Here is a 26,156-nt window from a genome sequence, read left to right as displayed (position 1 = left end):
ACATGAAACACACCCTAGCTTTAATCGCTTTGTTTTCCATGGTTTTCCTAGGATGCAAATCCAGCAAATATGCAGATTTAGGAGATGGTATCTTTGCCGATATACAGACCACCCAAGGCGATATCATCATTAAATTGGAATACCAAAAAACCCCGGTGACCGTGGCCAATTTTGTATCCTTGGCCGAAGGTAACAGCCCATTTGTTGCAGATAGCCTGAAAGATAAAAAGTATTATGACGGTATTTCATTTCACAGAGTCATTAAAGATTTCATGATTCAAGGAGGTGATCCAACTGGAACAGGAGGGGGAAATCCTGGGTATAAGTTCAAAGATGAGTTCAATGATTCTTTATCCCATTCCAAAAAAGGAATACTTTCCATGGCCAATTCCGGTCCAAAAACCAATGGAAGCCAATTTTTCATCACCCACAAGGCCACACCTTGGCTCAATGGCAAGCACACCGTTTTTGGGGAAGTGGTAAGTGGTATGGAGGTGGTAGACTCCATAGCCAACGTGGAAACCGACCCTAGGGACAGACCCACAGTTCCTGTAGTGATGAACAAGGTCGAGATAGTTCGCAATGGCAAAGAGGCCAAAAACTTTGACGCCAATAAGATCATGGGTGACTATTTCGAAGAGGAAAAGGTCGCAGAGGCTGCTTTTCAGAAGATGAAAGAAGAACTTATCGCAGAATTTGCACAGCAAAGAGAAGCCGCTGAAGAAACCCCAACCGGTCTACGGATCTACACCGTAACCGAAGGAGAGGGCGAGCAACCCAAGGAAGGACAACAAGTCTTGGTGAGCTACGCAGGGTACCTGCTCAATGGCGACCTGTTTGACACCAACATGCAAGAGGTGGCAGAAAAATTCAACCAATTGAACCCAGCAAGAAGAGATCAGGGTGGTTATGCCCCAGTTCCTATGGAATACAGCCCCCAAGCTAGGTTATTCCCAGGTTTCAGGGAGGGTCTTCTTACCATGAAAGTCGGTGATAAAATCCGTATTTTCCTTCCACCCCATCTAGGATTGGGAGCGCAAGGTCGTGGCCCCATTCCTCCAAATTCCGATTTGGTCTTTGATGTGGAGATAACCGGAATCCAACAATAACCCTTATATTCAAGACACAAAAAAGCCGTACTTTTCCGTGCGGCTTTTTTTATGTTCAAATGTTGAAAAAAGAAAAGGTAAAAACTTACATCCTCATTGCGCTTCCTATCCAAGTTGTATTGGTAAAATGGATGGCAGCATACCCCAACTTTGTTGAGACGTATTACAGCAATGGACTCTATCTGCCTATTTCCAGATTTTTGAGGATTCTTTTGGGATGGATTCCTTTTTCCGTGGGAGATTTACTCTATCTGACCCTTGGCATATTGGCCATCCGCTATCTATATAAACACAGGAAAACCATAAAATCCAAACCGCTACATTTTCTCAAGAATATTGGTGTGGTACTTTCCATCGTCTATTTTGCTTTTCATTTGCTTTGGGGAATGAATTACTACCGACAGCCCATCACATGGAAATTGGGCATAGAACGGGAATACACCCTTGAAGAGCTGACCCAATTGACCCAATACTTTGCCAAGAAAGCGAATGCATATCAGCATCAAATTACCGGTGACAGTATTGACCCAGTACAGATTCCCTATTCTAAAAAGGAGATATTCAAAAAAACTGAGGATGGATATATCAAACTAAAAAAAGACTATCCAGACTTGGCATACAAAAGTCCCAGCCTCAAAACTTCTATTTTTAGCATCCCACTTACCTACATGGGCTATGGCGGGTATTTGAACCCTTTCAGCAACGAAGCTCAGGTCAATGGCATTACCCCTTTATTTCGTATGCCCACGGTAAGCGGACACGAAGTGGGGCATCAACTTGGTTATTCGGCCGAGGATGCCACCAATTTTATCGGGTATTTGGTCACTGTTCAAAACAATGACCCCTATTTTAAATATGCTGCATACCACAATGCCTTGGGGTATTGCCTCTCCGACCTTTCCAGAAAAGATGAGCACACTTCAAAGCAAATCATTGCAGCACTCCATCCAGGGGTAAAAAAGAATTTTCAAGAGCTCAGGGATTTCTGGGACCACTATCAAAATCCGTTGGAACCGGTCTTTAAATCCATTTTCAACACCTTTTTAAAAATGAACAATCAAGAAGAAGGTATTAAAAGCTATAATTCGGTGGTTGGACTAATGATCAATTTCCACCTAAAAAAAGAGACTTCTTCCTAGGGTTGTGCAATACCTCTACTTCAATTACCTTTAAAGCGACTAATTCAATTGATTGTAATATGAAAATGAAACTCGTGGCACTTGCCTTTTTCCTTGGCGGTGCTTTTTTAATGGCACAGGACTATTTTCCAAAAAATGACGGTGTCAAAACAAAAAACAACAACTACACGGCATTCACCAATGCCAAAATCTATGTGACTCCGACACAAATTATCCAAAACGGTACGCTCCTTATACATGATGGAAAGGTTGTACAAGTAGGAAAGTCGGTTAGCATTCCCAAAAATGCCATTGTTGAAGATCTTCAAGGAAAATCTATCTATCCTTCCTTTATCGATGTATTCTCAGACTATGGCGTTGCAAAACCGAAAAAAGCAGATGGCGGCGGTAGGTCGGCACAATACGACCCCAATAGGGAAGGATTTTACTGGAACGATCATATTATGCCCGAGAACAATGCCATCAGTGGTTTTTCCTATGATAGTAAAAAGGCCGAAGAACTACGTAAGGCAGGGTTTGGTGTCGTCAATTCACATATTCAGGATGGAATAGCACGCGGAACCGGTGTTTTGGTTGCCTTGAATGATAAAGCTTCAGAGTCCCAAAGAATCCTTTCCGACAAATCTGCCCAATATTTTTCATTTGATAAAAGCATCACTTCAAGACAGTCTTACCCTACATCCATCATGGGAGCCACGGCCTTGATGCGCCAGCTATATTATGATTTGGATTGGTACAACAAAGGCAATGTAGAAACTACCGACCGCTCCTTGGAAGCCTTGGAAGGGAATAAGGGTCTCAGCCAAATCTTTGCAGCCGGAGGGAATGGTAACATCCTTCGAGCCGATAAAATTGGAGATTTGTTTGGAATCCAGTATACTATTTTAGCAGGAGGCGACGAATATGAGCGCGTAGCGGATGTTAAGGCCACCAATGCACGATTGATCGTTCCCCTAAATTTTCCGGATGCCTATGATGTTTCCAACCCTTACGAAGCCCAATATGTGGCCTTGAAAGATATGCGTCATTGGAATTTAGCACCCTCTAACCCTAAAGTTTTGGAGGACAATGGGATTCAATTTTCATTTACCTTACATGAGTTGAAATCTCCATCGGACCTTTCATCCAAATTAATGAAAGCCATTACCTATGGCCTTTCCAAAACCAAAGCTTTGGAAGCTTTGACTACGGTGCCAGCGTCAATTTTGGGAAAATCGTCCGACATAGGCTCCCTACAACCCGGTAGCCAGGCCAATTTTTTAATCGCTTCGGGAGATATCTTTGAAAAGGAAACCACCCTCTACGAAAACTGGGTACAAGGTGTCAAAAATGTTATCCAATCCAAGGATCAAAAAGACATTCGCGGGGATTATACCGTGTCCATAAATGGACAGAATTATACCGCCTCCATTACCGGAGAGGTAAACAAACCCAAAGTTGAGCTTAAAAAAGGAACCGAAAAAGTGGATGCTAAGTTGGAATACTCCACCGATTGGCTGAACCTTTCCTTTTCCGAAAATGGTACGGAGTCCTATCGCTTCGCGGGAAAAGTTTCATCAGATTCCCAAAATATCGGCGGGAAGATTGTATTGCCCAACGGTACTGAAACTACAGTAACCCTTACCCAATCTGGGCCATTCAAGGAAACGTCAAAATCGTCTTCCACGCAAAAACCCCAACTTATGGCGGTTACCTACCCCAATGTGAGCTACGGATACAAAACAAAACCCCAACAGGAAAACATTCTCTTTAAAAATGCCACTGTTTGGACTGGCAACGCCATTTTGGAAAACACCGATGTCCTTATAAAGAATGGCAAGATTGACAAGGTCGGCAAAGACCTACGCGCAGGTGGGGCAAAAACTGTCGATGCCACTGGAAAACATCTAACTTCCGGGATTATAGATGAACACACACATATTGCAGCTTTGTCCATTAACGAAGCTGGTCATAATTCTTCTGCCGAAGTTCGGATGAAGGATGCCATAGACCCAAAGGATTTGGACATATACAGAAACTTGGCCGGTGGGGTAACCACCGTTCAATTACTGCACGGTTCTGCCAACCCCATTGGAGGGCGTTCTGCCATTCTTCGCTTAAAATGGGGCGAAAATGCGGATGGATTGGTTTTCCCAGACTCTCCCAAGTTTATAAAATTTGCCTTGGGTGAAAATGTAAAACAGTCCAACTGGAACAGCTATTCCCGTTTTCCACAAACCAGAATGGGTGTGGAACAAGTTTACACCGATTACTTCCAACGCGCCAAGGAATACGATGCCAAGAAGAAAAGTGGGCAGCCTGTACGTTATGACGAAGAAATGGAAGTACTTTCCGAAATTTTGAACAGCGAACGCTTTATCAGTTGTCATTCTTATGTACAGAGTGAAATCAATATGATGATGAAGGTTGCAGAAAAATTTGGTTTTAGAATGAACACCTTCACCCATATTTTGGAGGGCTACAAATTGGCCGATAAAATGGCAGAGCATGGTGTGGGAGGTTCAACCTTTAGTGATTGGTGGGCCTATAAATTTGAAGTAAACGATGCTATTCCCTACAATGCCGCCATCATGGCCAGTCAAGGAGTTACCGTAGCCATCAACAGTGATGATGCAGAAATGTCCAGAAGACTGAATCAAGAAGCTGGAAAGACCGTAAAATACGGAGGAATGTCAGAAATTGAAGCATGGAAGACCGTTACGTTGAACCCCGCCAAACTTTTGCATTTGGATGATAGGGTTGGAAGTATTGAGGAAGGTAAGGACGCCGATTTGGTGCTTTGGAATGCCCACCCGCTTTCCATCTATGCAAAAGCGGAAAAAACTTTGATAGAAGGCACTGTTTATTTTGATATTGAAAAAGACCAAGCTATTCGTGAATCTGTACAACAGGAAAGAAACCAACTCATCAACATGATGTTGAATGAAAAAGAAAATGGGGGGAAAACACAGACCCCAGTACAGAACAAGAAAGAACGATTTGAATGTGAAACCCTATAAAAACGAATCATGAAGAAACTATTTTTAATCATAGCAATAGGTTTTGGGGTTATCACAAACGCCCAGCAAACACCAGCCCCGGCACAAACGGAACAAATTGCCATTTTTGGTGCAACTGCCCATATTGGCAATGGGGAAGTGATAGAGAACTGCACCATCATTTTTAATGATGGAAAAATCACAGCCATTGGATCCGATCTTATGGCACCGACCATTGGCACCATGATCAATGCTCAAGGAAAACATGTGTATCCTGGCTTTATAGCCCCATCAAAATCTTTGGGACTTGTGGAAGTGGATGCAGTACGCGCCAGCAACGATCAAGATGAGATTGGCGAAATGATTCCAAACGTACGCAGTATAATTGCCTACAATGCAGAGTCAAAGGTTGTAGAAAGTATGCGGCCCAATGGGGTTCTTTTGGGGCAAATTACCCCTAGGGGAGGTCGGATTTCCGGAACTTCCACCATTGTACAGTTTGATGCGTGGAACTGGGAGGACGCAGCAGTAAAATTAGATGATGGAATTCACCTCAATTGGCCCTCTCTGTTCAGAAAAGGTAGCTCATGGTTAGGAGAGCCCAATGCCTTTTTACCCAATAAAAACTATCAAGAACAGGTTGATGAAGTTCAAACTTTCATCCAAAATGCAAAAGCGTATGGAAGTGGAAATGCTCAAGAAACCCATCTACCTTTTGCCGCGATGAAAGGAATCTTTGATGGTTCCCAACGTTTGTATATCCACGCCAGTGGAGAAAAGGAAATCATGGATGCCATAACCATAGCAAAAAAGATAGGTGTAGCACATATTGTATTGGTAGGTGGATACCGGGCGCACAAAGTGGCCGATTTCCTAAAACAGCATAATGTATCTGTATTGGTGAGTCAGCCTCATGCCTTGCCCCAATTTGATGACGATGATTACGATTTCCCGTACAAGTTACCAAAGTTATTGGTAGATGCTGGACTATTGGTAGGCTTGCAAAATGAGTCAATGTCCAACTTCCAGACCAGAAACCTACCCTTCTATGCAGGACAAGTGGCTGGTCAAGGCTTGGATAAAGAGAAAGCGTTACAATTATTAACGGGTAACACCGCCAAAATATTGGGAATCGATGCCCACTACGGCACCTTGGAAGTAGGTAAGAGTGCTACCTTGTTCATTTCTGAAGGAGACGCTCTGGATATGCGCACCAACCAACTTATCAAAGCTTTTATAGATGGCAGGGATATTTCCCTGGAAACCCATCAGACTGAACTTTGGAAACGGTATATGGGCAGATACGAAAACCAAGGAAAATAAAAAAAAGCGGCGTTCAATTGAACGTCGCTTCCATTTTAACAAAATTAATCAGTAACCAGTAATCAATTCTTTTTAGCCTCCACCGAAACAGCTCCTTCAGGTTTGGCATAAAATTCTTTGGGCTTGGGAGTGGAACTCACAGCAACATCCTTGAATGTCACTGTACTTTTGGGATCAAGAATGTCCCTTCCCTCATAATTGTACCACGTAATGGATTTGGGCAAGACCAATCCATTTACGGTCTGCCAATCATTATAACGAATCCATTTTACGTTATCCGATTTTTCACCTGTACGATAAGTAACCGTATAGCCCAACCAAGCCATTTGATGGGTATCTGGATCGGTGTGGATAAAATATTCATCCTTGGATGAAACCCCTACTCCAGACTTATAGGCAATCTTTACGCCGGGAAACTCTTTCCCCTCAAACCTCAACGCATCAGCTTCACCATACACTATTCCATCATCCGCCAGTACAAAAGGCATGGCATAGAAGTAGAACATCAGGTTATGGTAAAATGCGGCATCCCCCTCATAGGTAGATTCAGGATCTAACAACCATATTTCCTCCCCATCAAAACCCATGGAAACTTCTTTGGCATCCACTCGGTCCCTTCTTGACCAAAGGTCCACCGTATGGGTCTCTGGCTTATCGGGATTAGGGATAATATATGACAGGGTTCGTTGTTGCTTCCACTGTTTCAATCCGCCATGGGCATCAAAAACCTGCATCATGGCATCAGGATAATTAGAAGTTTGTTCATTGGTTTTGGCCTCGAAAGTTTTTGGTGTCTCTTCCTTTTTGACATTGGGCCTGCATGACCCTAGAATCAGTACTAGGGCGAGGATGGTTATTTTTTTCATGGTACATAAAATTTCACGATTGGTCGAAAACCCCTTTCATTAATTACAGGAATCTCTATTTTTGGAATGTGATGAAAGCCAAATTGATCAGCAGTATCCAAAATCCTTTGGTTAAAAAAACACTGCTCCTTAAAGAAAAAGCCAGGGAACGGAAGAAAACGGGCCGTTTTGTTGTAGAAGGCATACGTGAGATGAAACTGGCCCAAAAAGGGGGCTATGCCTTGGAAACCGTTTTTTTTTGCACTGAAGTCCTTTCAGATACTGATATCAATGTGTTTTTGGAGAATCCCTATACCGAATTGATCCAAATCTCCCAACAGGTTTATGAAAAAATGGCCTACCGGGAAACCACGGAAGGAATTTTGGCCATTGCCCAAAGCAAGTCCCACTCTTTGGACGGGATTCAATTCAAGAACAAAACTCCATTGATCCTTGTTGCCGAAGCCCCCGAAAAACCAGGCAATGTGGGAGCCTTGTTACGAACCGCGGACGCGGCTGCCCTGGATGCCGTTCTTATTGCCAACCCCAAATCCGATCTATACAACCCAAACATTATCCGTTCCAGTGTAGGGTGCGTTTTCACCAACACGATTGGAATGGGTACAACCGAAGAAATCATCGCTTTTCTCAAAGAGAAAAACATCACTATATATTGTGCTGCACTATCAGCCTCCAAAAATTATGTGGAATGCGATTTTAAACAAGCCTCTGCCATTGTTGTGGGCACCGAGGCTACAGGGTTGACCCAAACATGGCTACAGCATTCCCATCAAAATTTAATTATTCCCATGCAAGGGGAAATCGATTCCATGAATGTCTCCGTATCGGCTGCAATACTTATATTTGAAGCCAAGCGGCAACGTGGATTTTAAGCTATGGAAAAGAATGTACTCTTTTATATAATCCTTGCTATTTTGGTGGTTCAGTACCTCGTTCACCTGTTGTTGGAATATCTTAATGCCAGACAGTTCAAATCGGAGGTCCCATCAGAACTGTCTGATGTTTTCGATGAAACCGAATACAGAAAGTCTCAGAGCTACAAAACGACCAATTATCGTTTTGGGCTTTTTTCCGACGGTTTTTCGTTGGTGGCCACCCTTTGTTTTTTGTGGTTTGGCGGGTTTGAATGGGTCGATGGTCTTACACGATCCTTTACAGAAGACACCATACCAATGGCATTGCTGTTTTTTGGAATTATTGTTTTGGGTAGTACCATCATTGGATTACCTTTTTCATATTACAAGACCTTTGTTATTGAAGAAACTTATGGTTTTAACAAAACGACCAAGAAGCTATTCTTTTTGGACAAACTCAAAGGTGGTGTTCTCACCCTGATTTTTGGCGGTGGACTACTTTCGCTCTTCATTCTTTTTTACCAATGGACAGGCCCTAGGTTTTGGCTCTATGCATGGATTATGATTGGAGCAGTGATTCTTTTCATGAATCTATTTTATAGCCGATTGATAGTTCCTCTTTTCAATAAACAGACTCCTTTGGACGATGGCAGCTTAAAAAATGCCATTGAAAACTATGCGCAAAAAGTAGGCTTTGAATTAAAGAACATCTTTGTGATTGATGGATCCAAACGATCCACCAAGGCCAATGCTTATTTCTCTGGATTTGGGAAAGAAAAACGCATTACCCTGTACGATACATTGATCAATGACCTGAACGAAGAGGAAATTGTTGCTGTATTGGCCCATGAGGTTGGCCATTATAAAAGAAAGCACATCATATTCAATCTAATAGTTTCCTTGGCATTGATGGGTTTTACGCTGTACATTCTTTCGCTCTTCATCAACAATCCTGAAATTTCGAGAGCCATTGGGGTGAGTACTCCAAGTTTCCATGCAGGTCTTGTTGGTTTTGCCCTGTTGTACAGTCCCATATCGGAAATCACCGGGTTGGCCATGAACTATTTGTCGCGAAAGTTTGAGTTTCAAGCAGATGACTATGCCAAAACGACCTTTTCGGCACCCCCTTTGGTCAGTTCGTTAAAAAAGCTCTCCAAGAACAATCTGAGTAATCTGACCCCGCATCCCGCCTATGTTTTTGTCCACTATTCCCACCCCCCTTTGGTAGAACGAATCAGAAACTTAAAGGCATAGTTTTTGTTGTTTACCTGTAAAGTTTATGCTAACTTTAATATACTATGACGGAGGCTGCTATTGAAAAAGAGAACAAAGAGATTGCCAAGCAGTATAAGGAATTGCTTCGCATCAGCTATCAAACTTTGACCGACGAGGACAAGAAGTTGATACGCTCAGCCTTTGATGTTGCCGTAGATGCCCATAAGGAACAACGTCGGAAATCTGGTGAAGCCTACATCTTCCACCCTATTGCCGTGGCCAAAATCGTGGCTTCCAAAATTGGTCTGGATGCTGTTTCCATTGCTTCTGCCCTACTCCATGACGTAGTTGAGGACACCCCCTATACCTTGGCAGATATTGAACGTATGTTCGGAGAAACTGTGGCCCGTATTGTAGACGGACTTACCAAGATAGCGCACCTTAAAAAGGACATGGATATCAGTCAGCAAGCGGAAAACTTTCGGAAAATGCTGCTGACCCTCCACGACGATGTCCGGGTAATCATCATTAAAATAGCGGATCGGTACCACAACATGCTCACCATGGATTCCATGCCCGAGCACAAGCAGGTAAAGATTGCTTCGGAAACGCTTTATATCTATGCTCCATTGGCCCATAGGATTGGGCTGTACAACATCAAGACCCATCTTGAGGATCTGGCCCTAAAGTATACCGAACCAGAAGTGTACAAGGACATTCAGGCCAAGATAGAGGATTCTGAGGAAGACCAAATGGCCTATATCGAGGATTTCTCCGATGTGATTCGAAACTCGTTGGACAAGGAAGGCCTCAATTATCACATTAAGGGACGGATGAAATCCATTTTCTCCATCCGAAGAAAAATGAAGGCCCAAAATGTCTCCTTTGATGAGGTATACGATAAGTTTGCCATTCGGATCATATACAAGTCGGACCGCAAAAACGAAAAGTTTCTGGCCTGGAAGATCTATTCCATTGTTACCGATCACTTTACCCCAAACCCTGTTCGGCTCCGAGACTGGATCACCTCTCCAAAATCCACGGGATATGAGGCACTGCACATCACCGTAATGGGACCCAAGGGAAAATGGGTTGAAGTACAGATCCGAAGTGAACGAATGCACGAAATTGCGGAGAAAGGGTATGCCGCCCACTTTAAATACAAGCACGGAGATCAAAAAGAACAAGGTATCGAGGGATGGTTGAACCGCCTCCAGGAAGCTTTGGAAAGTGCTAACGGTAATGCCGTGGATTTTGTTGAGGAATTTAAACTCAATCTATATTCCAAGGAAATTTTCGTCTTTACACCCAAGGGAGATCTTAAGTCTATGCCAAAAGGAGCCACTGCCTTGGATTTCGCCTTTCACATCCATACCGAAATAGGTATGAAAACACGCGGGGCCCGTGTAAACGGAAAGCTTGTACCCCTGGGAACCGAACTCAGGAGTGGCGACCAAGTGGAAATCATAACCTCAGAAAGTGCCAAACCTACCCAAACATGGTTGGATTATACACAGACGGCCAGGGCACGTTCCAAGATAAAATCCTCTTTGGGTGAGGAAAAAAAGAACATAGCTGCCGAAGGAAAGGAAATCCTTCGAAGGAAGTTGAAATCCCAAAAAATAAACCTCAATGAGGACACCGTAAACAAACTGGTCACCTATTTTAAGTTAAAGACCAGCCTTGACCTATTCTATCGTGTGGGCATTGGGGTCATTGACAATGATAAGTTGAAAGATTTTGCCTCATCCTATCATAATGCCTTCCTTAATTTCTTCAAAAACAGGATTCGACGAACCCCGGCGCCAAAGGACATTGATAGGGATGAAATTACCACCAAGTACGACATGCTCGTATTTGGAAAGGAGGAAGAAAAATTGAATTACAAATTATCGCAATGCTGTAATCCAATTCCCGGTGATGATGTTTTTGGTTTTGTCAGCGTAAACGATGGTATAAAAGTGCACAAAAAGAATTGTCCAAACGCCATTTCCATGCAATCCAACTACGCCTATCGGATCATGAGTGCCAAGTGGATAGATTCCACCCAAGAGGAGTTTTCCGTTGACATTAAATTGGCCGGTATCGATAATTTGGGATTGGTCAATGATATTACCCGAATCATTTCGGACAATATGCACGTGAACATGAGAAACCTAAACTTTAATGCAGACGGGGGCACGTTTACCGGAAAGATCACCTTGGTTGTAAAAAACAACAATATCCTTAAAAAGCTAATGGATAATCTAAAGCGGGTAGAGGGAATAGATAAAGTGACCAGAATTTAATTTTTAGCTGTACCTTTGTGCATTAGCATAGGTAGAGAAAGCCATGGGGAACAACAAAAATCAGGAAATCGTAAAGAATGTGTTCACTGCCTTCCTTGAGGAAAAGGGACATCGTAAAACACCTGAGCGCTACGCCATTCTACAGGAGATTTATGAAAGTGACGACCATTTTGATGTAGAATCGCTTTACATTAAAATGAAAACCAAAAACTACAGGGTAAGTCGGGCAACGCTTTACAACACCATAGAATTGTTGTTGGAGTGCAAATTGGTTCGAAAACATCAGTTTGGAAAGAGCCAGGCACAATATGAAAAATCCTATTTTGATCGTCAACACGACCACGTTATTTTAACAGATACTGGAGAAGTTGTGGAATTCTGTGATCCCCGCATACAATCCATCAAAAAAACCATTGAAGAGGTTTTTGACATTAAGATCAATACACATTCATTATACTTTTACGGCACCCGTAACAAAGAAAAGAACCTAACCGAATAACCCACACATTTCATGGTAGATTTATTGCTTGGACTCCAATGGGGAGACGAAGGAAAAGGAAAAATTGTTGATGTACTGACCAAGAAATACGATATCATAGCCCGCTTTCAAGGAGGTCCAAACGCTGGACACACCTTGGAATTCGATGGTATTAAACACGTATTGCACACCATTCCTTCGGGCATTTTTCATAAAAACGCCATTAACATTGTGGGAAATGGCGTGGTCATAGACCCCGTGATCTTTAAAAAAGAGTTGGACAATTTGGAGAAGTTCAACATTGACATCGTTTCCAAATTGTTGATTTCCAGAAAAGCACATTTGATCTTGCCTACCCACAGATTATTGGATGCCGCTTCTGAAGCCGCCAAGGGAAAAGCCAAAATAGGCTCCACATTAAAGGGCATTGGACCTACCTATATGGACAAGACAGGTCGTAACGGTATGCGTGTGGGCGATTTGGAATTTGAGGACTGGAAAACCAAATATCGTGCTTTAGCCGATAAGCATGAAGCCATGATTAGTTTCTACAATGTGGATATACAGTACAATTTGGCCGAGTTGGAAGCCGAATTCTGTGAAGGTGTTGAAATGTTGAAGAAATTGACCTTCATCGACAGTGAGGAATATGTTTTCAAAGCACAGGCCGAAGGTAAAAAAATACTGGCTGAAGGCGCACAAGGTTCATTACTGGATATTGACTTTGGCACCTATCCCTATGTAACCTCGTCCAATACCACCGCTGCAGGAGCTTGTACCGGATTGGGTGTGGCTCCCAATAAAATAAAAAGGGTATTCGGGATTTTCAAGGCGTACACCACCCGTGTGGGCAGTGGCCCCTTCCCTACCGAGCTTTTTGATGAGGATGGTGAGACCATGGGCCGCGTAGGAAATGAATTTGGCGCCACTACTGGAAGACCGCGCCGTTGTGGTTGGTTGGATTTGGTAGCTTTGAAATATGCCGTTCAAATCAATGGGGTAACAGAACTTATGATGATGAAAGCCGATGTACTTAGCGGCTTTAAAACCATCAAGGTTTGTACTGCTTACAAATACAAGGGTGAAGAGATAAAACACCTACCTTACAATATTGAGGAAGAACATGTAACACCTTTGTACACCGAAATGAAGGGTTGGGCAAAAGACCTTACCAAACTTACAAAAGCAGAGGAATTACCCCCTGCTTTGAATGATTACATCGCATTCTTGGAACAGCAATTGGAAGTTCCAATCAAGATTGTTTCCGTAGGTCCTGATAGGCTTCAGACCATACACAGATAATCTTTCCTTCGGAAAAGCCATAAATCAACCCTAGATTCCCTAGTCCATGTAGGAAGTTAGGGTTTCTTTGTGACTTAGGTCACCAAAGCTACGCTTCGTTATCCGTAAATTTGTAATGATAAATAGAGGAGCCCTAAATCATTGTAGATAGGGCTGAAAATCATTTAAAAGCAACATTTATGGCTACCCTTAATCAAATTGGTCTCGATAAGAATGCTTCAAAAGCCTTATCGGAAAAATTAAATCAGCTTTTGGCCAACTATCAAATATTCTATATGAATGCTAGAGGATTTCATTGGAATATAAAAGGAGAAAAGTTTTTTGAACTACATCTGAAGTTTGAAGAGCTTTACAACGACTCCCTTATAAAAATCGATGAGATTGCCGAAAGAATCCTGACCTTGGGATTTACCCCACTACACACTTATGGCGACTATATGGGATTGTCCAAAATCAAAGAGGCTAAAAACATATCCAACGGCGTTGAGGCTGTTACCCAAATCCTAAAAGGATATGAAGTACTCCTACCTTTGGAAAGGGAACTCTTGGAAATGTCAGGGGATTCCAATGACGAAGGCACAAATGCCTTGATGAGCGATTATATCAGGGAACAAGAAAAACTCATCTGGATGTACACCGCTTATCTTAACGGATAGAGAAAATCACAATCCTTTTCAAATCCCAAAGCTTTCCAAATACCGTATGCCACTTGCATTAAAAGTCATACTTTTGGACAAAATTCTGTGGATTTGAAAAGGATTTCTTTTTTCATTCTGATTTTATCGCTTTATACGGCCATTGCCCAAGAAGAGACCCCGCAAACCCAAAGTAGGCAAATCAACATTGTGTACGGGGCCAATTTCACCAAAAATGAGAGCGAGTATCCCGGAGCTTCCATTTTTAGCAGGGATGATGAGCGCCAAGTACAGTTTGAACACCAAGGTGCCGACCTATGGTGCGATATCGCCATATTTTATTCCAAAGAAAATAGGCTGAGGGCCCTAGGCAATGTTAGGCTTCAACAAGGGGATTCCATTGAAATGAACAGCGCTAAACTGGACTGGAACGGAAACACCAGTTTGGCCAAGGCCTGGGAAAATGTAGACCTTTCCGATGGGAAAATGACCCTGACCACGGACACCCTCTATTTTGACCGGGAAAAGCAGATTTCCTACTATAACTCCGGGGGGAAGGTGGTCGATTCGGTCAATGTGCTCACCAGTAAAGTTGGCACGTACTTCACCGAACTTAAAAAAGTGCAGTTCAAAGACAAAGTCCATATAGACAATCCCGAGTACATTATCGATTCAGAGCAGCTGGATTACTACCGGATTTCCAAAAATGCATACATGTACGGCCCCTCCACCATTACAGGGGAAGACTATAAAATCTACTGTGAACGTGGTTTTTATGATACCAAGGTAGAACAAGGTTATGGCATAAAAAACACCCGAATTGATTACGACAACAAAATCATAAAAGGAGACAGCCTATATTTTGACAAGGCCACAGAGTTTGCTTCGGGAACCAACAACATTAAAATTACCGACACCATCAATAACAGCGTAATAAAAGCGCACCACGCTGAGGTATTCAAAGCGAAGGATTCCGTTTTTGCAACCAAAAGAGCCGTCTCCATAAGCTTGGTACAGAACGATTCGCTCTACATGCACGGAGATACCCTGATGGCCACTGGCAAAACTGAAGACCGTATTGTTCGGGCCTTCCGAAATGCCAAATTCTACAAGACAGACTTGAGCGGCAAATGTGATTCCATCCATTTTAGTGAGAAGACCGGAATCACCCAACTGATCACAAATCCCATTCTTTGGAACGTGGATAACCAAATTACGGGAGACAGCATCCATTTGATCACAGATTTGGAAACCGAAAAACTGGATTCCCTCAAAGTTCTGGAAAATGCGTTCATCATTTCTTTGGATACCATTAGCGGTACAGGATACAATCAAGCTAAGGGTAAAGATCTCTTCGGAAAATTCATCGAAAATGAGCTTAAAATCATAGACTTGGTCAAAAACACCGAGGTTATTTATTACGTATATAATGATGACGAAGAACTTATTGGCATAGACAAGACCATTTGCAGTAGAATACGTTTGCTCATGGCCAATAACGATATTGAGGACATTTCCTTTTTTGTGAATCCGGACGGGGATATTTTCCCAGAAAAGGATTTGCCCGTGGAGAGCAGAAAATTAAAAGGCTTTGTCTGGCGTGGCGATGAGCGTATTCGTTCCAAAGATGAAATTTTTGATGAGGACGACAATAACATCGAACTGGTAAAGATTCGGGGTATTGAAAACCCTATAGATATTGATGCGGAGGAAGAGGAACGGAGCAAAAATGAGAACGACCCTGTCAATGCTATCAATTCCAAAGCTACGAAGCCCAAGAAAACACAGGTTACCAAAGCACAAAGACCCTAATGTCCAAATCGGATTTTTTCACATATCAGGCCCAAACCACCCCTCATCCCTTAGGCTTGGAGATTTCCCATGCCAAAGGCAGCTATATCCATGATGTACATGGCAATGCCCATTTGGATTTTGTGGCAGGGGTATCCGCCTGTGGTTTGGGACACTCTCATCCCAAGGTAGTGAAGGCCATAAAACAGCAAGTGGACCGCTACATGCACGTAATGGTCTATGGTGAGTATGTGCAACAACCCGCAGTGGAATTTTCCAAATTACTGGCCTCCCATCTTCCAGAAAACCTAGAGACCACCTATTTGGTAAATTCGGGAACCGAAGCCATGGAAGGCGCTTTAAAATTGGCCCGAAGGTATACGGGACGTTCCCAAATTGTCGCTGCCAACAAGGCATACCACGGCAATACCATGGGAAGTTTAAGCATAATGGGTTTTGAAGAACGAAAAAGCGCCTTTAGACCTTTAATCCCCGATGTTAGGTTCATCAACTTCAATTCTTATGAAGATTTGGAGAAAATAACAACCAGGACTGCAGCCGTGGTTTTGGAAACCATTCAGGGGGGTGCAGGATTCATTCTTCCAAAAGAGGGATATCTGGAAAAAGTTAGGAAGCGCTGCAACGAGGTAGGTGCACTTTTGATTTTGGACGAAATTCAACCAGGATTTGGCCGTACAGGAAAACTTTTTGCCTTTGAGCATTTTAACTGTTCCCCAGATATTTTGGTCATCGGAAAAGGAATGGCATCCGGGCTGCCCGTTGGAGCCTTTGTGGCTTCCAAGGAAATTATGTCCACGCTTCAGGACAGCCCTAAATTGGGACACATCACTACTTTTGGCGGCAACCCTGTCATAGCAGCTGCCAGTCTGGCAACCTTGCAAGAACTAACTGAATCACAACTTATTACAGAAACCCTTGAAAAGGAAAAGTTGTTTAGAAAACGTTTGGTACATCCTTTGATAACTGAAATACGAGGAAAAGGATTAATGCTGGCCCCAATAGTAAAGCATAAGGAAATTGCCGATTATTTAATTCTAACTGCTGCCAAAGAAAAGCTCATTCTTTTTTGGTTGCTTTTTGAACCAAAAGCGGTTCGGATTTCGCCTCCATTGACTATTTCAATGAAAGAAATTGAGCAAGGTTGCGACCAAATAATAGACATTTTAAACCGGTATAAACCTGCCACTGTTAACTAATTTGTTGATAACATACCCCAAAAATGGACGAATTCACCTATACAAACGGTTAATTTTAAGTCCATAGTCAAACCAAACAAGTTCCTATGGCGTTAGATTCTAACGAACATTCTGACAAATCCATTAGCAAATTCGAGTCCATGCTTCGGACAGATGATGTCTACTTTTTTGATGCAGAGGACTTTGAAGAGATTATCCACCACTACCTTAACAACGGCAAAATTTCCTTGGGGAAAAAAGCTATCCAAATTGGTTTGGAACAGCATCCAAATTCACTGGAATTGAAATTGTTACAGGTAGAAGTGCTAGCTTTTGAAGACAAGTATGAAGCGGCCGAAAAGTTATTGGACGAAATCCAAAATTTGGATGCCTACAATGAGGAAATCTACATTCAGCGCGCTAATATCCAATCCAAACAAGACAATCACCAAGAAGCGGTAAATCTGCTTTTGGAGGCACTCCACCTCACTGAAGATAGTTTTGACATCCATTCTCTTTTGGGCATGGAATATCTTTTTATGGACGATTATGAACGGGCCAAGCGAAGCTTTATGAAATGCGTTGAGTTTGACGACCGAGATTATTCCTCCCTTTACAATGTGGTGTACTGCTTTGAATTCTTGGAGGATTTCGATGGAGCCATCCACTATCTGAACGATTATTTGGAGCGAAACCCCTACTGCGAAGTGGCTTGGCATCAGTTGGGAAAAATGTACTATGCCATGGACATGTATCCCGAAGCCTTGACTGCTTTTGATTTTGCAGTAATTTCAGATGATTCCTTTATTGGAGCCTATTTCGAAAAAGGTAAAGTACTTGAAAAGCTAGGCAGGTATAATGAGGCCATTGAAAACTATGAAGCCACGATCTCCATAGATGACCCAACCAGTCACGCCTTTTTAAGATTGGGCAAATGTCACGAAAAGTTGGGTAATACGGATTTGGCCAAATACTACTATTACAATACGGTTCACGAAGACCCACTCCTGGACAAAGGATGGCTCGCCATTACCGATTTTCATTACAGCCTAAAAGATTATGAAAAAGCACTGTATTATATCAACAAAGCCATCAATATTGATGGGGATAATCCCCTGTACTGGAAAAAGTCAGCAAAAATCTATTTTGCCCTAGAAAATTATGACGAGGCCGATTTTGCCTACAAACAAACTGTTGATTTAGGCAACTATGAGTTAAGCACTTGGAAAAATTGGGCCGAGACCCTCAAAAGAATTGGAGATTTAAATTCTTCCATCCAAGTGGTTATCCAAGGACTGGAATTCTATCCTGAAAACCCCGAACTTACCTATAAGTTGGCTGGCCTTTACCTAAAAAATGGAGAAATGGCGGAAGCCAAGAAAAAATTGGCACAGGCCATTCAATTGGACATGGATAAATTACAGCTGTTCGATGAGGAATTTCCCGAGTTCAGTGAAATAAAATGGGTTAAATCCTTTGTCTCCAAAATAAAGAAGACCTCCACATAATCTAAAATACATTACCCCAAATCCATGCAAGTACGCCGATTAGCTGACTATATTTTTATTACCCTTAAAGGAATGGCCATGGGGGCTGCGGATGTGGTTCCAGGTGTTTCGGGAGGTACAATCGCTTTTATATCCGGTATTTATGAGGAACTTATATCCTCAATCAACAATATAAATCTATCGCTCATAGGGATTTTGCGAAAGGAAGGCATTAAAGCAGCGTGGACCAAGGTCAATGGGAATTTTTTGGTGGCCCTTTTTCTTGGGATTTTTATCAGTGTGCTTTCTTTGGCAAAATTCCTTAGCTGGCTGCTTGAAAATGAACCCATCTTGCTTTGGTCATTTTTCTTCGGTCTTGTTTTGGCCAGTATTTTTTTCGTGGGGAAGGAAATTACTAAGTGGACTTTGGGAACAGCATTGATATTAATTTTTGGTGCTGCTTTGGCCTATTTCATCACTGAACTTCCTGCTAGCGAAAATATCGACAGCCTGCCCTACCTCTTTGTGTCTGGCGCCCTAGCTGTTTGTGCCATGATTCTCCCCGGAATTTCAGGTGCGTTTATCCTAGTATTGCTTGGGTCTTACAAAACTATTTTGGACGCCGTTCATGAACGGGACATTAAAATAATATTGGTCGTGGGCCTCGGTGCCATTTTTGGGCTGCTAAGTTTTGCCCGTTTGCTAAAATGGATGTTTAATCACCATAAAAACCTCACCTTGGCCCTTTTAACGGGATTCATTTTGGGTTCATTGAACAAAATTTGGCCTTGGAAGAAAGTATTGGAGACCAAAACCTTTGGTGACAAAACCATAGTTGTGGACGATATCAATGTCTGGCCTTCCTCATTTGACGGGGACAATCAGTTAATCCCTGCCATAATCCTAGCTATAATTGGTTTTTCGCTTATTTTTATCCTGGAAAGATTAGCTTCCAAAAAATAAAGAAAACCTATTGGGCATATGCATCAACCTAGATCTTTTCTGGACAATTTCTTTTTGGTCATCAAAGGTCTCTGTATGGGAGCGGCCAATAAAGTGCCCGGGGTTTCTGGTGGCATTGTGGCTTTTGTAGGAGGTTTTTATGAAGAGTTTATCTATTCATTGCAGAAACTCAACTCCAAGGCCGTTAAACTATTTTTTAATGGACGGTTCAAAAGTTTTTACCAATACACCAATGCCCAGTTTCTAATACTGCTCATTTTTGGAATGCTGGTGAGCTATTTTAGTGTTTCCAGAATATTGGACTATTTCTTGGACCACAACGAATTACTGGTCTGGGCCACTTTTTTTGGAATGATTTTAGGATCCATTTACTACATCGGCAAAGATTATGATTCATGGAACCAAAGGACAATTCTAGTAGGCGTTTTAGGCTTAATTGTTGGAATTTCTATCAGTTTTCTTAGCCCTGCCAAGGAAAACGACAATCTATTTTTCATCTTTTTCTGTGGAATAATCAGCGTGTCCGGAATGACTCTTCCAGGTCTTTCTGGCTCGTTTATATTGATTCTCCTTGGAAACTATGTGCTCTTACTGGTCGATTCCGTAAATGCCCTGTACGATACTTTTTCCGATATTTTTTCGGGTGATTTTGGTTTTCTGGACAATGCGGAACGCATGCAAACCTTAAAAATTCTGGCCATATTTACTTTAGGTTCCGCAACTGGCTTGGTCACCTTTTCGCATTTGTTGAGCTATGTACTCAAACATTACAAGGCTTCCACAACTGCGGCCATTTTAGGATTTATCACCGGGTCTTTGGGGGTTTTATGGCCATGGAAACGCACCATGTACAAAATGGACCACTTAGGAAATCCTTTATTGGACTCCAATGGCGATAAGGTTATCCTCAATTACGAACGCTATCTTCCCAATTTGGGCCATACCGAGACGTGGTGGGCCATACTCTTTGTTATTTTGGGAATTTTGATATTATTACTCTTGGATTGGTATGGAAAAAACAGGAAAGGAAAAAAACAGGTACGGACTACTCGGTAAAAACATTTCATACTCCTTTTCCCAAGGGTATTTCACCCAAAAATTTAAGGACTTGGGATTGGTGGACCATAGTTATGAGAACTTCGACCTCCAAGAAATAACAGAATTCAGTGAAATTCTATCCCAAAACAGACTAAAGGGCCTTAACGTTACCATTCCATACAAAGAAGCTGTTATTCCTTATCTGGATGACATGGATGGACAAGCAAGGGAAATTGGCGCCGTGAACACCATTAAGTTTACCAAACAAGGCCTAAAAGGATTCAATACCGATGCTTATGGCTTTAAAACATCACTAAAACCCTTCTTGAAACCCCATCATACCAAGGCACTTGTTTTAGGTACGGGAGGAGCTTCCAAAGCCATTAACTTTGTATTGAACGAGTTAGGCATTGCCAATACGTTCGTCTCCAGAACCAAGAAAACTGGGCAGTTCACCTATGATGAATTGAACAAGGATATTATTGAGACGCATACCGTTATTATAAACTGTACTCCTTTGGGCACTCATCCCAATGTTACGGAAAAACCAGATCTGTCCTATCAATTCGTTGGAAGCGACCATTTACTATACGATTTGATCTACAACCCTGAAAAAACTACCTTTTTGGCTATTGGAGAGGCTAATGGGGCTGCCATCTGCAACGGTTTATCAATGCTTCAATACCAAGCTGAAAAAGCTTGGAAAATCTGGAATACGCCTTAAAAAAGGTCAACAGTGCGCCATTATGGCCAATCCGCACAACAAAAAACTTCCGCAAAAGAAGAATCAATACTTTTGCTATTAGACAATTAAGTTGCTAAATTGGCTATAATTATCATCAATCCAAAGGAAAGGAGACTACTAATGCAGGAAAATGATCATAAACTTCAGCAAGCTGAAGGTGGCACAGAGCACATATCGGACAATACTAAGAAAACCTTGGAGGAAAGCCCCACTTCTGACCCAAAGTCATCCGATGATACTGTTTCTGAAACTATAGAGAACACTAAATCCGAAGAAACTGCTTCCCCAAATCCTGAGAAAGGTGAGGAAGAGAAAAAAGCAGATATCCAAGATTCCAATGAGGCTATTGATGAAATAGATGCTGACAATGCTGAAGATGCTGAAGACACGGACAATGAAAAAAGGCACTTTATCCCTATGCTGGACTATCATTCCATGCCCATGGAAAACCTTGTGGGTGAGCTCCAGCGCCTTATTAGAAATGAAAAGATACAGGCCATTGGCAAACACGTAAGTTCCATTAAATATGAGTTTGACCAAAAGTTCCAAGAATTTTTAGAGCACAAAAAGGAAGAATTCGTTTCCAAAGGTGGCAACGAGGTAGATTTTAAGTATAACTCAGTTGCCAAAAGGCAGTTCAACGAGGTCTATTCCGATTATCGTGAAAAACGTGACCACTATTACAAGCAATTGGAGCAAACACTGAAGAGCAACCTCCAAAAGCGATTGGAAATCATTGAGCAGCTTAAAGGGCTTATTGATGTAGAGGAAGACATCAACACCACTTATAAAAATTTTAAGGAACTCCAAGAAAATTGGAAGAATGCAGGGCCAGTACCTAGGGCCAGTTATAACGATGTTTGGCGCACCTACCACCACCACATGGAAATCTTTTATGATTTTCTTCACCTAAATCGTGAGTTGCGTGATCTTGACTTTAAGCACAATCTGGAAGAAAAGCTAAAACTCGTAGAGCGCGCTGAGGCATTGGTCAATGAACCAGATTTGGGCAAAGCTTTTCGGGAGTTGCAAACCTTGCACAAAATTTGGAAAGAAGACATTGGCCCAGTTGCCAAGGAACAGCGTGAAGAGGTTTGGGACCGTTTCAGCAATGCTACCAAGGCCATGCACCAGCGTAGGCAAGAGCATTTTCAAGAACTTGAAAAAGTTTACGAAAAAAACCTTGAAAAAAAGCAAGATATCATTGCTGAAATCGCCAATATAGCGGAAAATGTGACCGATAACCATAGAGCCCTTCAACAACAAATCAAACAAGTTGAAGCTCTTAGGGATTCCTTTTTCAAGGCAGGTAAGGTTCCTCAAAAAGTCAACGAAGAAACTTGGAGCGCCTTTAAGGAAGCTGTCCGGAAATTCAACAGGAACAAAAATGCCTTTTACAAAAACCAGAAAAAGGAACAGCACAAGAACTTGGAGAAGAAAAGAGCTCTTCTGGAGCTCGCCTTATCTTTAAAAGATAGTGATGACTGGAATACATCCACTCCAGAAATGAAACGGATTCAAAGTGAGTGGAAAAAAATTGGCCATGTTCCCAGAAAATATTCCGATAAAATCTGGAACGAGTTCAAGAATGCCTGCAATCATTATTTTAACCGGCTTCATGCTGAAAAAAATGATGCCCACAAAGAGGAATACCAAAACTTGGAAAAGAAGACAGCCTGTCTGGAGCGCCTTCGTGCCTTCAAGTTGAGTGGGAATACTGATAAGGATTTGGAAACCCTTAAAAAGTTTTTGGCCGAATGGAAAAGCTATGGTCATATCCCCTATAACAAAAAGCACATCAATGGTAAGTTCAATAAAATCATGGATGCCCTTTTTAATAAATTGGGAATTAGCAAACAAGAGTCCGAACTCCTGAAATATGGAAACAAAGTACAGGAACTTGCCAAAACGGAGGATAACCGCGCCATAGGAAACGAAAGGGTCTTTATCAGAAGAAAAATTGATGAGAGCAAGTCGGAAATCAGGCAATTGGAGAACAATCTTCAATTTTTCTCCAATGATTCTGAAGACAATCCTCTGGTACAAGAGGTCATAAACAACATAGAAAAGCAGAAAGAAGCGCTACAAACTTGGAAGGAAAAACTCAAAAAACTGAACATTCTTGAGAACAAAATCAACCGGGAAATAGAGGAAGAAGATTCATCTGAGGAAGAATAAAGAGGTGAGATTTTCTTAATGTTGATCCTTAATGCAAATCCTTTTGGTTTAGGAGCTTTTTTACAATCGAGCAGGTAAGTATTTGTCACTTTCCCCTACCAATCCTGTGTTTAAATATCCGTAAACCTTAACACGATATCATGGATGCATTGAATCAACAAATTGAAACCCATTACTTAAAGGAAAACCTATACCATGAGATTTTAAATCGCCTCAAAGATCAGCATGTAAATCTAGATCATGTAAAACGAAGTGACATTGCTGGCGTGGATGAATTTCATGTGAGGGGAGCGGAAGTTTCAAGAGAATTGGCATCAACCATTGCCCTAAAAGATCTTAAAGTTTTGGATATGGGCAGTGGTCTTGGAGGCCCTTGCCGAATGTTGGCCGATGAATATGACTGCCATGCTACTGGAATAGACCTGAGCACCGAATTTGTGAATACTGCCAATGCCCTTTCCAAACTGGTAGGACTTGATGACAAAACCCAGTTTGTTCAAGGAAGTGCCACCGAACTTCCTTTTGAAGACAGTTCGTTTGATGTAGTCTGGACCCAGCATGTACAAATGAACATTCCGGACAAACAGAAGTTCTACAGCGAGGCTTACAGGGTATTACGCCCTGGAGGGTATTTTTTATACTATGACATTTTTAGAAAAAGTGATGATGGCGTCACCTACCCCATGCCATGGGCAGCCCATGAAGGATTAAGTTTTCTCTTCAAAGGTGAAGAAATGGCAAAAATCATGGCAGAACTAGGTTTTACTTTGAAATCAAAAAAAGACCAAACCCAAGCTGGAGTAACTTTTTTCACTTCGCTTTTAGCTCGTATTGCTAAGTTTGGACCTCCTAAATTAGGATTGAACGTTTTGATGGGAGAATCCACAAAACCAAAACTTACCAATCTTTTGGCACACTTTCAAAAAGGGGTATTGTGTTTGGAAAGTGGTGTTTATCAAAAATAAAAACCGCCTACCTTACTTTGCCACATTTACTGAACGGGTCTCACGAATCACAGTGACCTTCACTTGGCCGGGATAGGTCATATCTGTTTGTATTTTCTGGGAAATTTCAAATGAAAGTTCGGCCGCTTTATCATCGCTTACCTTTTCACTCTCCACAATCACACGAAGCTCTCTACCCGCTTGAATAGCATAGGCTTTTTGCACACCATTGAATCCAAAAGCGATGTCTTCCAAGTCCTTCAAACGTTGAATGTATGAATCCAAAACCTGTCTACGGGCTCCCGGACGTGCGCCACTAATGGCATCGCAAACCTGTACAATGGGAGAAATAAGGGTGGTCATTTCTATTTCATCATGGTGGGCACCAATGGCATTACAAACCTCTTTTTTCTCACCATATTTTTGCGCCCACTGCATTCCCAATATAGCGTGCGGTGTTTCCACTTCCACTTCGGCCATGGGCACTTTTCCAATATCATGTAAAAGTCCTGCACGTTTGGCTAATTTGGGATTAATTCCCAATTCAGCGGCCATTACCCCACAAAGCTTGGCCACTTCCCTTGAGTGTTGCAACAGATTTTGTCCGTATGAAGAACGGTATTTCATTCGTCCAACAGCCTTTATCAATTCTGGGTGAAGACCGTGAATCCCCAAATCGATTACGGTGCGTTTTCCAATCTCGGCAATCTCTTCGTTGATTTGCTTTTCCGTCTTTTTAACGACCTCTTCAATACGTGCTGGGTGGATTCGTCCATCGGTCACCAAACGGTGCAAAGACAAACGGGCAACCTCCCTCCGAACGGAATCAAAACAAGACAGTATAATTGCTTCAGGAGTGTCATCCACAATGATCTCAACACCTGTGGCCGCTTCCAAAGCACGGATATTCCGACCTTCCCGTCCAATGATACGCCCTTTTACATCATCAGATTCCAAATTAAAAACAGATACGCAGTTCTCCACGGCTTCCTCCGTTCCAATGCGTTGGATGGTATTGATGACAATCTTTTTTGCCTCTTGCTGTGCTGTAAGCTTTGCTTCCTCCAAAGTACTCTGAAGATAAGCCATGGCATCAGACTTTGCGGTTTCTTTCAAGGATTCTAGCAATTGGCTCTTTGCGTCTTCGGCCGATAGGCCCGAGATTACCTCCAACTGTTGTACTTGGCTTCTGTGCAGTTTTTCAACTTCGGATTGTTTCTTGTCGAGGATTTCACTTTTATGATCAACCTCCTTGAGCTGTTGCTCCAGTTGCTGATTTAATTTCTTGTTCTTGGCAAGTTCACTGCTGACTTGGGATTCTTTGTCCCGGGTTCTCTTTTCCGCTTCACCAATCTTCTTATCCTTATTGATGATTACTTTTTCATGCTCTGCCTTTAACTCCAAAAACTTTTCCTTGGCTTGGAAAATTTTATCCTTTTTGATGTCCTCACCTTCCTTCTTGGCCTCTTTTATGATATTTGATGCATCCCTTTTGGCATTGGAGATAATTTTGGTCGCCTTGCCCTTCTCCATCATCTTGGCGATGGCAAATCCTATTGCCAAGCCCACAACAGCCGCTATAACGATTACTATGATGTTATCCATGTTGATTATGTTTGGTTATAAA

The 26,156-nt window shown here is 42.1% G+C and carries 20 protein-coding genes; 18 read left to right on the top strand and 2 right to left on the bottom strand.

The genetic code is table 11. The annotated features are described in order from the left end of the window. The first annotated feature begins 2 nt into the window (after positions 1-2). The 4 genes from ACP14V_RS05495 to ACP14V_RS05480 are packed head-to-tail and all read left to right on the top strand — an operon-like array spanning position 3 to position 6,549. Positions 3-1,109: a peptidylprolyl isomerase gene (locus tag ACP14V_RS05495; protein WP_272609674.1), complete on the top strand. Its 1,107-nt coding sequence runs from the start codon at positions 3-5 to the stop codon at positions 1,107-1,109. A gap of 59 nt (positions 1,110-1,168) precedes the next feature. Continuing rightward, the gene (locus ACP14V_RS05490) at positions 1,169-2,248 is read left to right on the top strand and encodes a DUF3810 domain-containing protein (RefSeq protein WP_272609673.1); all 1,080 of its coding nucleotides are present in this window, start codon (positions 1,169-1,171) and stop codon (positions 2,246-2,248) included. Positions 2,249-2,307: 59 nt separating this feature from the next. Further along, positions 2,308-5,247, top strand: a complete 2,940-nt coding sequence (locus ACP14V_RS05485) for an amidohydrolase family protein (protein WP_272609672.1) — start codon at positions 2,308-2,310, stop codon at positions 5,245-5,247. 9 nt (positions 5,248-5,256) lie between these two features. Next, the gene (locus ACP14V_RS05480; protein ID WP_272609671.1) at positions 5,257-6,549 is read left to right on the top strand and encodes an amidohydrolase family protein; all 1,293 of its coding nucleotides are present in this window, start codon (positions 5,257-5,259) and stop codon (positions 6,547-6,549) included. Positions 6,550-6,611: 62 nt separating this feature from the next. On the opposite strand, the gene ACP14V_RS05475 is transcribed toward ACP14V_RS05480, so the two are convergent. Further along, the gene (locus tag ACP14V_RS05475) at positions 6,612-7,415 is read right to left on the bottom strand and encodes a DUF6503 family protein (RefSeq protein WP_272609670.1); all 804 of its coding nucleotides are present in this window, start codon (positions 7,413-7,415) and stop codon (positions 6,612-6,614) included. A gap of 71 nt (positions 7,416-7,486) precedes the next feature. Between ACP14V_RS05475 and ACP14V_RS05470 the strand changes: the two genes are divergently transcribed. From ACP14V_RS05470 to ACP14V_RS05405, 14 genes are all read left to right on the top strand, one after another. Continuing rightward, positions 7,487-8,287 (top strand): TrmH family RNA methyltransferase, encoded by an 801-nt coding sequence (locus tag ACP14V_RS05470; RefSeq protein ID WP_272610291.1) that lies wholly within the window; start codon positions 7,487-7,489, stop codon positions 8,285-8,287. A gap of 3 nt (positions 8,288-8,290) precedes the next feature. Further along, positions 8,291-9,523 carry a M48 family metallopeptidase gene (locus tag ACP14V_RS05465; RefSeq protein WP_272609669.1) on the top strand — a complete coding sequence of 411 codons (1,233 nt, stop codon included), beginning with the start codon at positions 8,291-8,293 and terminating at the stop codon, positions 9,521-9,523. 44 nt (positions 9,524-9,567) lie between these two features. Further along, positions 9,568-11,772: a RelA/SpoT family protein gene (locus ACP14V_RS05460; RefSeq protein ID WP_424987920.1), complete on the top strand. Its 2,205-nt coding sequence runs from the start codon at positions 9,568-9,570 to the stop codon at positions 11,770-11,772. A gap of 43 nt (positions 11,773-11,815) precedes the next feature. After that, entirely contained in the window at positions 11,816-12,271 is a 456-nt protein-coding gene (locus ACP14V_RS05455; RefSeq protein ID WP_136565903.1) for a Fur family transcriptional regulator, read from the top strand. Positions 12,272-12,283: 12 nt separating this feature from the next. After that, positions 12,284-13,552 carry an adenylosuccinate synthase gene (locus ACP14V_RS05450; protein ID WP_272609667.1) on the top strand — a complete coding sequence of 423 codons (1,269 nt, stop codon included), beginning with the start codon at positions 12,284-12,286 and terminating at the stop codon, positions 13,550-13,552. Positions 13,553-13,731: 179 nt separating this feature from the next. Beyond that, positions 13,732-14,208, top strand: a complete 477-nt coding sequence (locus tag ACP14V_RS05445) for a Dps family protein (protein ID WP_272609666.1) — start codon at positions 13,732-13,734, stop codon at positions 14,206-14,208. 87 nt (positions 14,209-14,295) lie between these two features. Next, entirely contained in the window at positions 14,296-15,999 is a 1,704-nt protein-coding gene (locus ACP14V_RS05440) for an OstA-like protein (RefSeq protein WP_409557930.1), read from the top strand. Continuing rightward, positions 15,999-17,195, top strand: coding sequence for an aspartate aminotransferase family protein (locus ACP14V_RS05435; protein WP_272609664.1), 1,197 nt, complete (start codon positions 15,999-16,001; stop codon positions 17,193-17,195). Before ACP14V_RS05440 ends, ACP14V_RS05435 begins: the two co-directional genes overlap by 1 nt. 86 nt (positions 17,196-17,281) lie before the next feature. Beyond that, positions 17,282-18,682: a tetratricopeptide repeat protein gene (locus ACP14V_RS05430; protein ID WP_272609663.1), complete on the top strand. Its 1,401-nt coding sequence runs from the start codon at positions 17,282-17,284 to the stop codon at positions 18,680-18,682. Positions 18,683-18,706: 24 nt separating this feature from the next. Next, positions 18,707-19,624 carry a DUF368 domain-containing protein gene (locus ACP14V_RS05425; RefSeq protein WP_272609662.1) on the top strand — a complete coding sequence of 306 codons (918 nt, stop codon included), beginning with the start codon at positions 18,707-18,709 and terminating at the stop codon, positions 19,622-19,624. A gap of 18 nt (positions 19,625-19,642) precedes the next feature. After that, positions 19,643-20,680 carry a DUF368 domain-containing protein gene (locus ACP14V_RS05420; protein ID WP_272609661.1) on the top strand — a complete coding sequence of 346 codons (1,038 nt, stop codon included), beginning with the start codon at positions 19,643-19,645 and terminating at the stop codon, positions 20,678-20,680. Beyond that, positions 20,634-21,386 (top strand): shikimate dehydrogenase family protein, encoded by a 753-nt coding sequence (locus ACP14V_RS05415; protein ID WP_272609660.1) that lies wholly within the window; start codon positions 20,634-20,636, stop codon positions 21,384-21,386. Before ACP14V_RS05420 ends, ACP14V_RS05415 begins: the two co-directional genes overlap by 47 nt. 141 nt (positions 21,387-21,527) lie before the next feature. Next, on the top strand, positions 21,528-23,585 hold the full coding sequence (locus tag ACP14V_RS05410; protein WP_272610290.1) for a DUF349 domain-containing protein: 2,058 nt from the start codon (positions 21,528-21,530) through the stop codon (positions 23,583-23,585). Positions 23,586-23,725: 140 nt separating this feature from the next. Beyond that, complete coding sequence (locus ACP14V_RS05405; protein ID WP_272609659.1) at positions 23,726-24,550, top strand: class I SAM-dependent methyltransferase; 825 nt, start codon at positions 23,726-23,728, stop codon at positions 24,548-24,550. A gap of 12 nt (positions 24,551-24,562) precedes the next feature. Here the strand turns inward: ACP14V_RS05405 and rny are convergent, their stop codons facing one another. Next, complete coding sequence (gene rny, locus ACP14V_RS05400) at positions 24,563-26,134, bottom strand: ribonuclease Y (RefSeq protein WP_272609658.1); 1,572 nt, start codon at positions 26,132-26,134, stop codon at positions 24,563-24,565. Positions 26,135-26,156: the final 22 nt, after the last annotated feature.

The organism is Flagellimonas alvinocaridis, from assembly GCF_965248585.1.
Classification (GTDB): Bacteria; Bacteroidota; Bacteroidia; order Flavobacteriales; family Flavobacteriaceae; genus Flagellimonas; species Flagellimonas alvinocaridis.
The sequence above is the reverse complement of the archived record's forward strand: the minus strand, read 5'-3'. Positions and strand labels throughout refer to the sequence as shown.

Bases quoted from the DNA above. Each gene is read 5' to 3' on its own strand.
- ACP14V_RS05495 (WP_272609674.1), top strand. From the start codon at position 3: ATGAAACACACCCTAGCTTTAATCGCTTTGTTTTCCATGGTTTTCCTA.
- ACP14V_RS05490 (WP_272609673.1), top strand. From the start codon at position 1,169: ATGTTGAAAAAAGAAAAGGTAAAAACTTACATCCTCATTGCGCTTCCT.
- ACP14V_RS05485 (WP_272609672.1), top strand. From the start codon at position 2,308: ATGAAAATGAAACTCGTGGCACTTGCCTTTTTCCTTGGCGGTGCTTTT.
- ACP14V_RS05480 (WP_272609671.1), top strand. From the start codon at position 5,257: ATGAAGAAACTATTTTTAATCATAGCAATAGGTTTTGGGGTTATCACA.
- ACP14V_RS05475 (WP_272609670.1), bottom strand. From the start codon at position 7,415: ATGAAAAAAATAACCATCCTCGCCCTAGTACTGATTCTAGGGTCATGC.
- ACP14V_RS05470 (WP_272610291.1), top strand. From the start codon at position 7,487: ATGAAAGCCAAATTGATCAGCAGTATCCAAAATCCTTTGGTTAAAAAA.
- ACP14V_RS05465 (WP_272609669.1), top strand. From the start codon at position 8,291: ATGGAAAAGAATGTACTCTTTTATATAATCCTTGCTATTTTGGTGGTT.
- ACP14V_RS05460 (WP_424987920.1), top strand. From the start codon at position 9,568: ATGACGGAGGCTGCTATTGAAAAAGAGAACAAAGAGATTGCCAAGCAG.
- ACP14V_RS05455 (WP_136565903.1), top strand. From the start codon at position 11,816: ATGGGGAACAACAAAAATCAGGAAATCGTAAAGAATGTGTTCACTGCC.
- ACP14V_RS05450 (WP_272609667.1), top strand. From the start codon at position 12,284: ATGGTAGATTTATTGCTTGGACTCCAATGGGGAGACGAAGGAAAAGGA.
- ACP14V_RS05445 (WP_272609666.1), top strand. From the start codon at position 13,732: ATGGCTACCCTTAATCAAATTGGTCTCGATAAGAATGCTTCAAAAGCC.
- ACP14V_RS05435 (WP_272609664.1), top strand. From the start codon at position 15,999: ATGTCCAAATCGGATTTTTTCACATATCAGGCCCAAACCACCCCTCAT.
- ACP14V_RS05430 (WP_272609663.1), top strand. From the start codon at position 17,282: ATGGCGTTAGATTCTAACGAACATTCTGACAAATCCATTAGCAAATTC.
- ACP14V_RS05425 (WP_272609662.1), top strand. From the start codon at position 18,707: ATGCAAGTACGCCGATTAGCTGACTATATTTTTATTACCCTTAAAGGA.
- ACP14V_RS05420 (WP_272609661.1), top strand. From the start codon at position 19,643: ATGCATCAACCTAGATCTTTTCTGGACAATTTCTTTTTGGTCATCAAA.
- ACP14V_RS05415 (WP_272609660.1), top strand. From the start codon at position 20,634: ATGGAAAAAACAGGAAAGGAAAAAAACAGGTACGGACTACTCGGTAAA.
- ACP14V_RS05410 (WP_272610290.1), top strand. From the start codon at position 21,528: ATGCAGGAAAATGATCATAAACTTCAGCAAGCTGAAGGTGGCACAGAG.
- ACP14V_RS05405 (WP_272609659.1), top strand. From the start codon at position 23,726: ATGGATGCATTGAATCAACAAATTGAAACCCATTACTTAAAGGAAAAC.
- rny (WP_272609658.1), bottom strand. From the start codon at position 26,134: ATGGATAACATCATAGTAATCGTTATAGCGGCTGTTGTGGGCTTGGCA.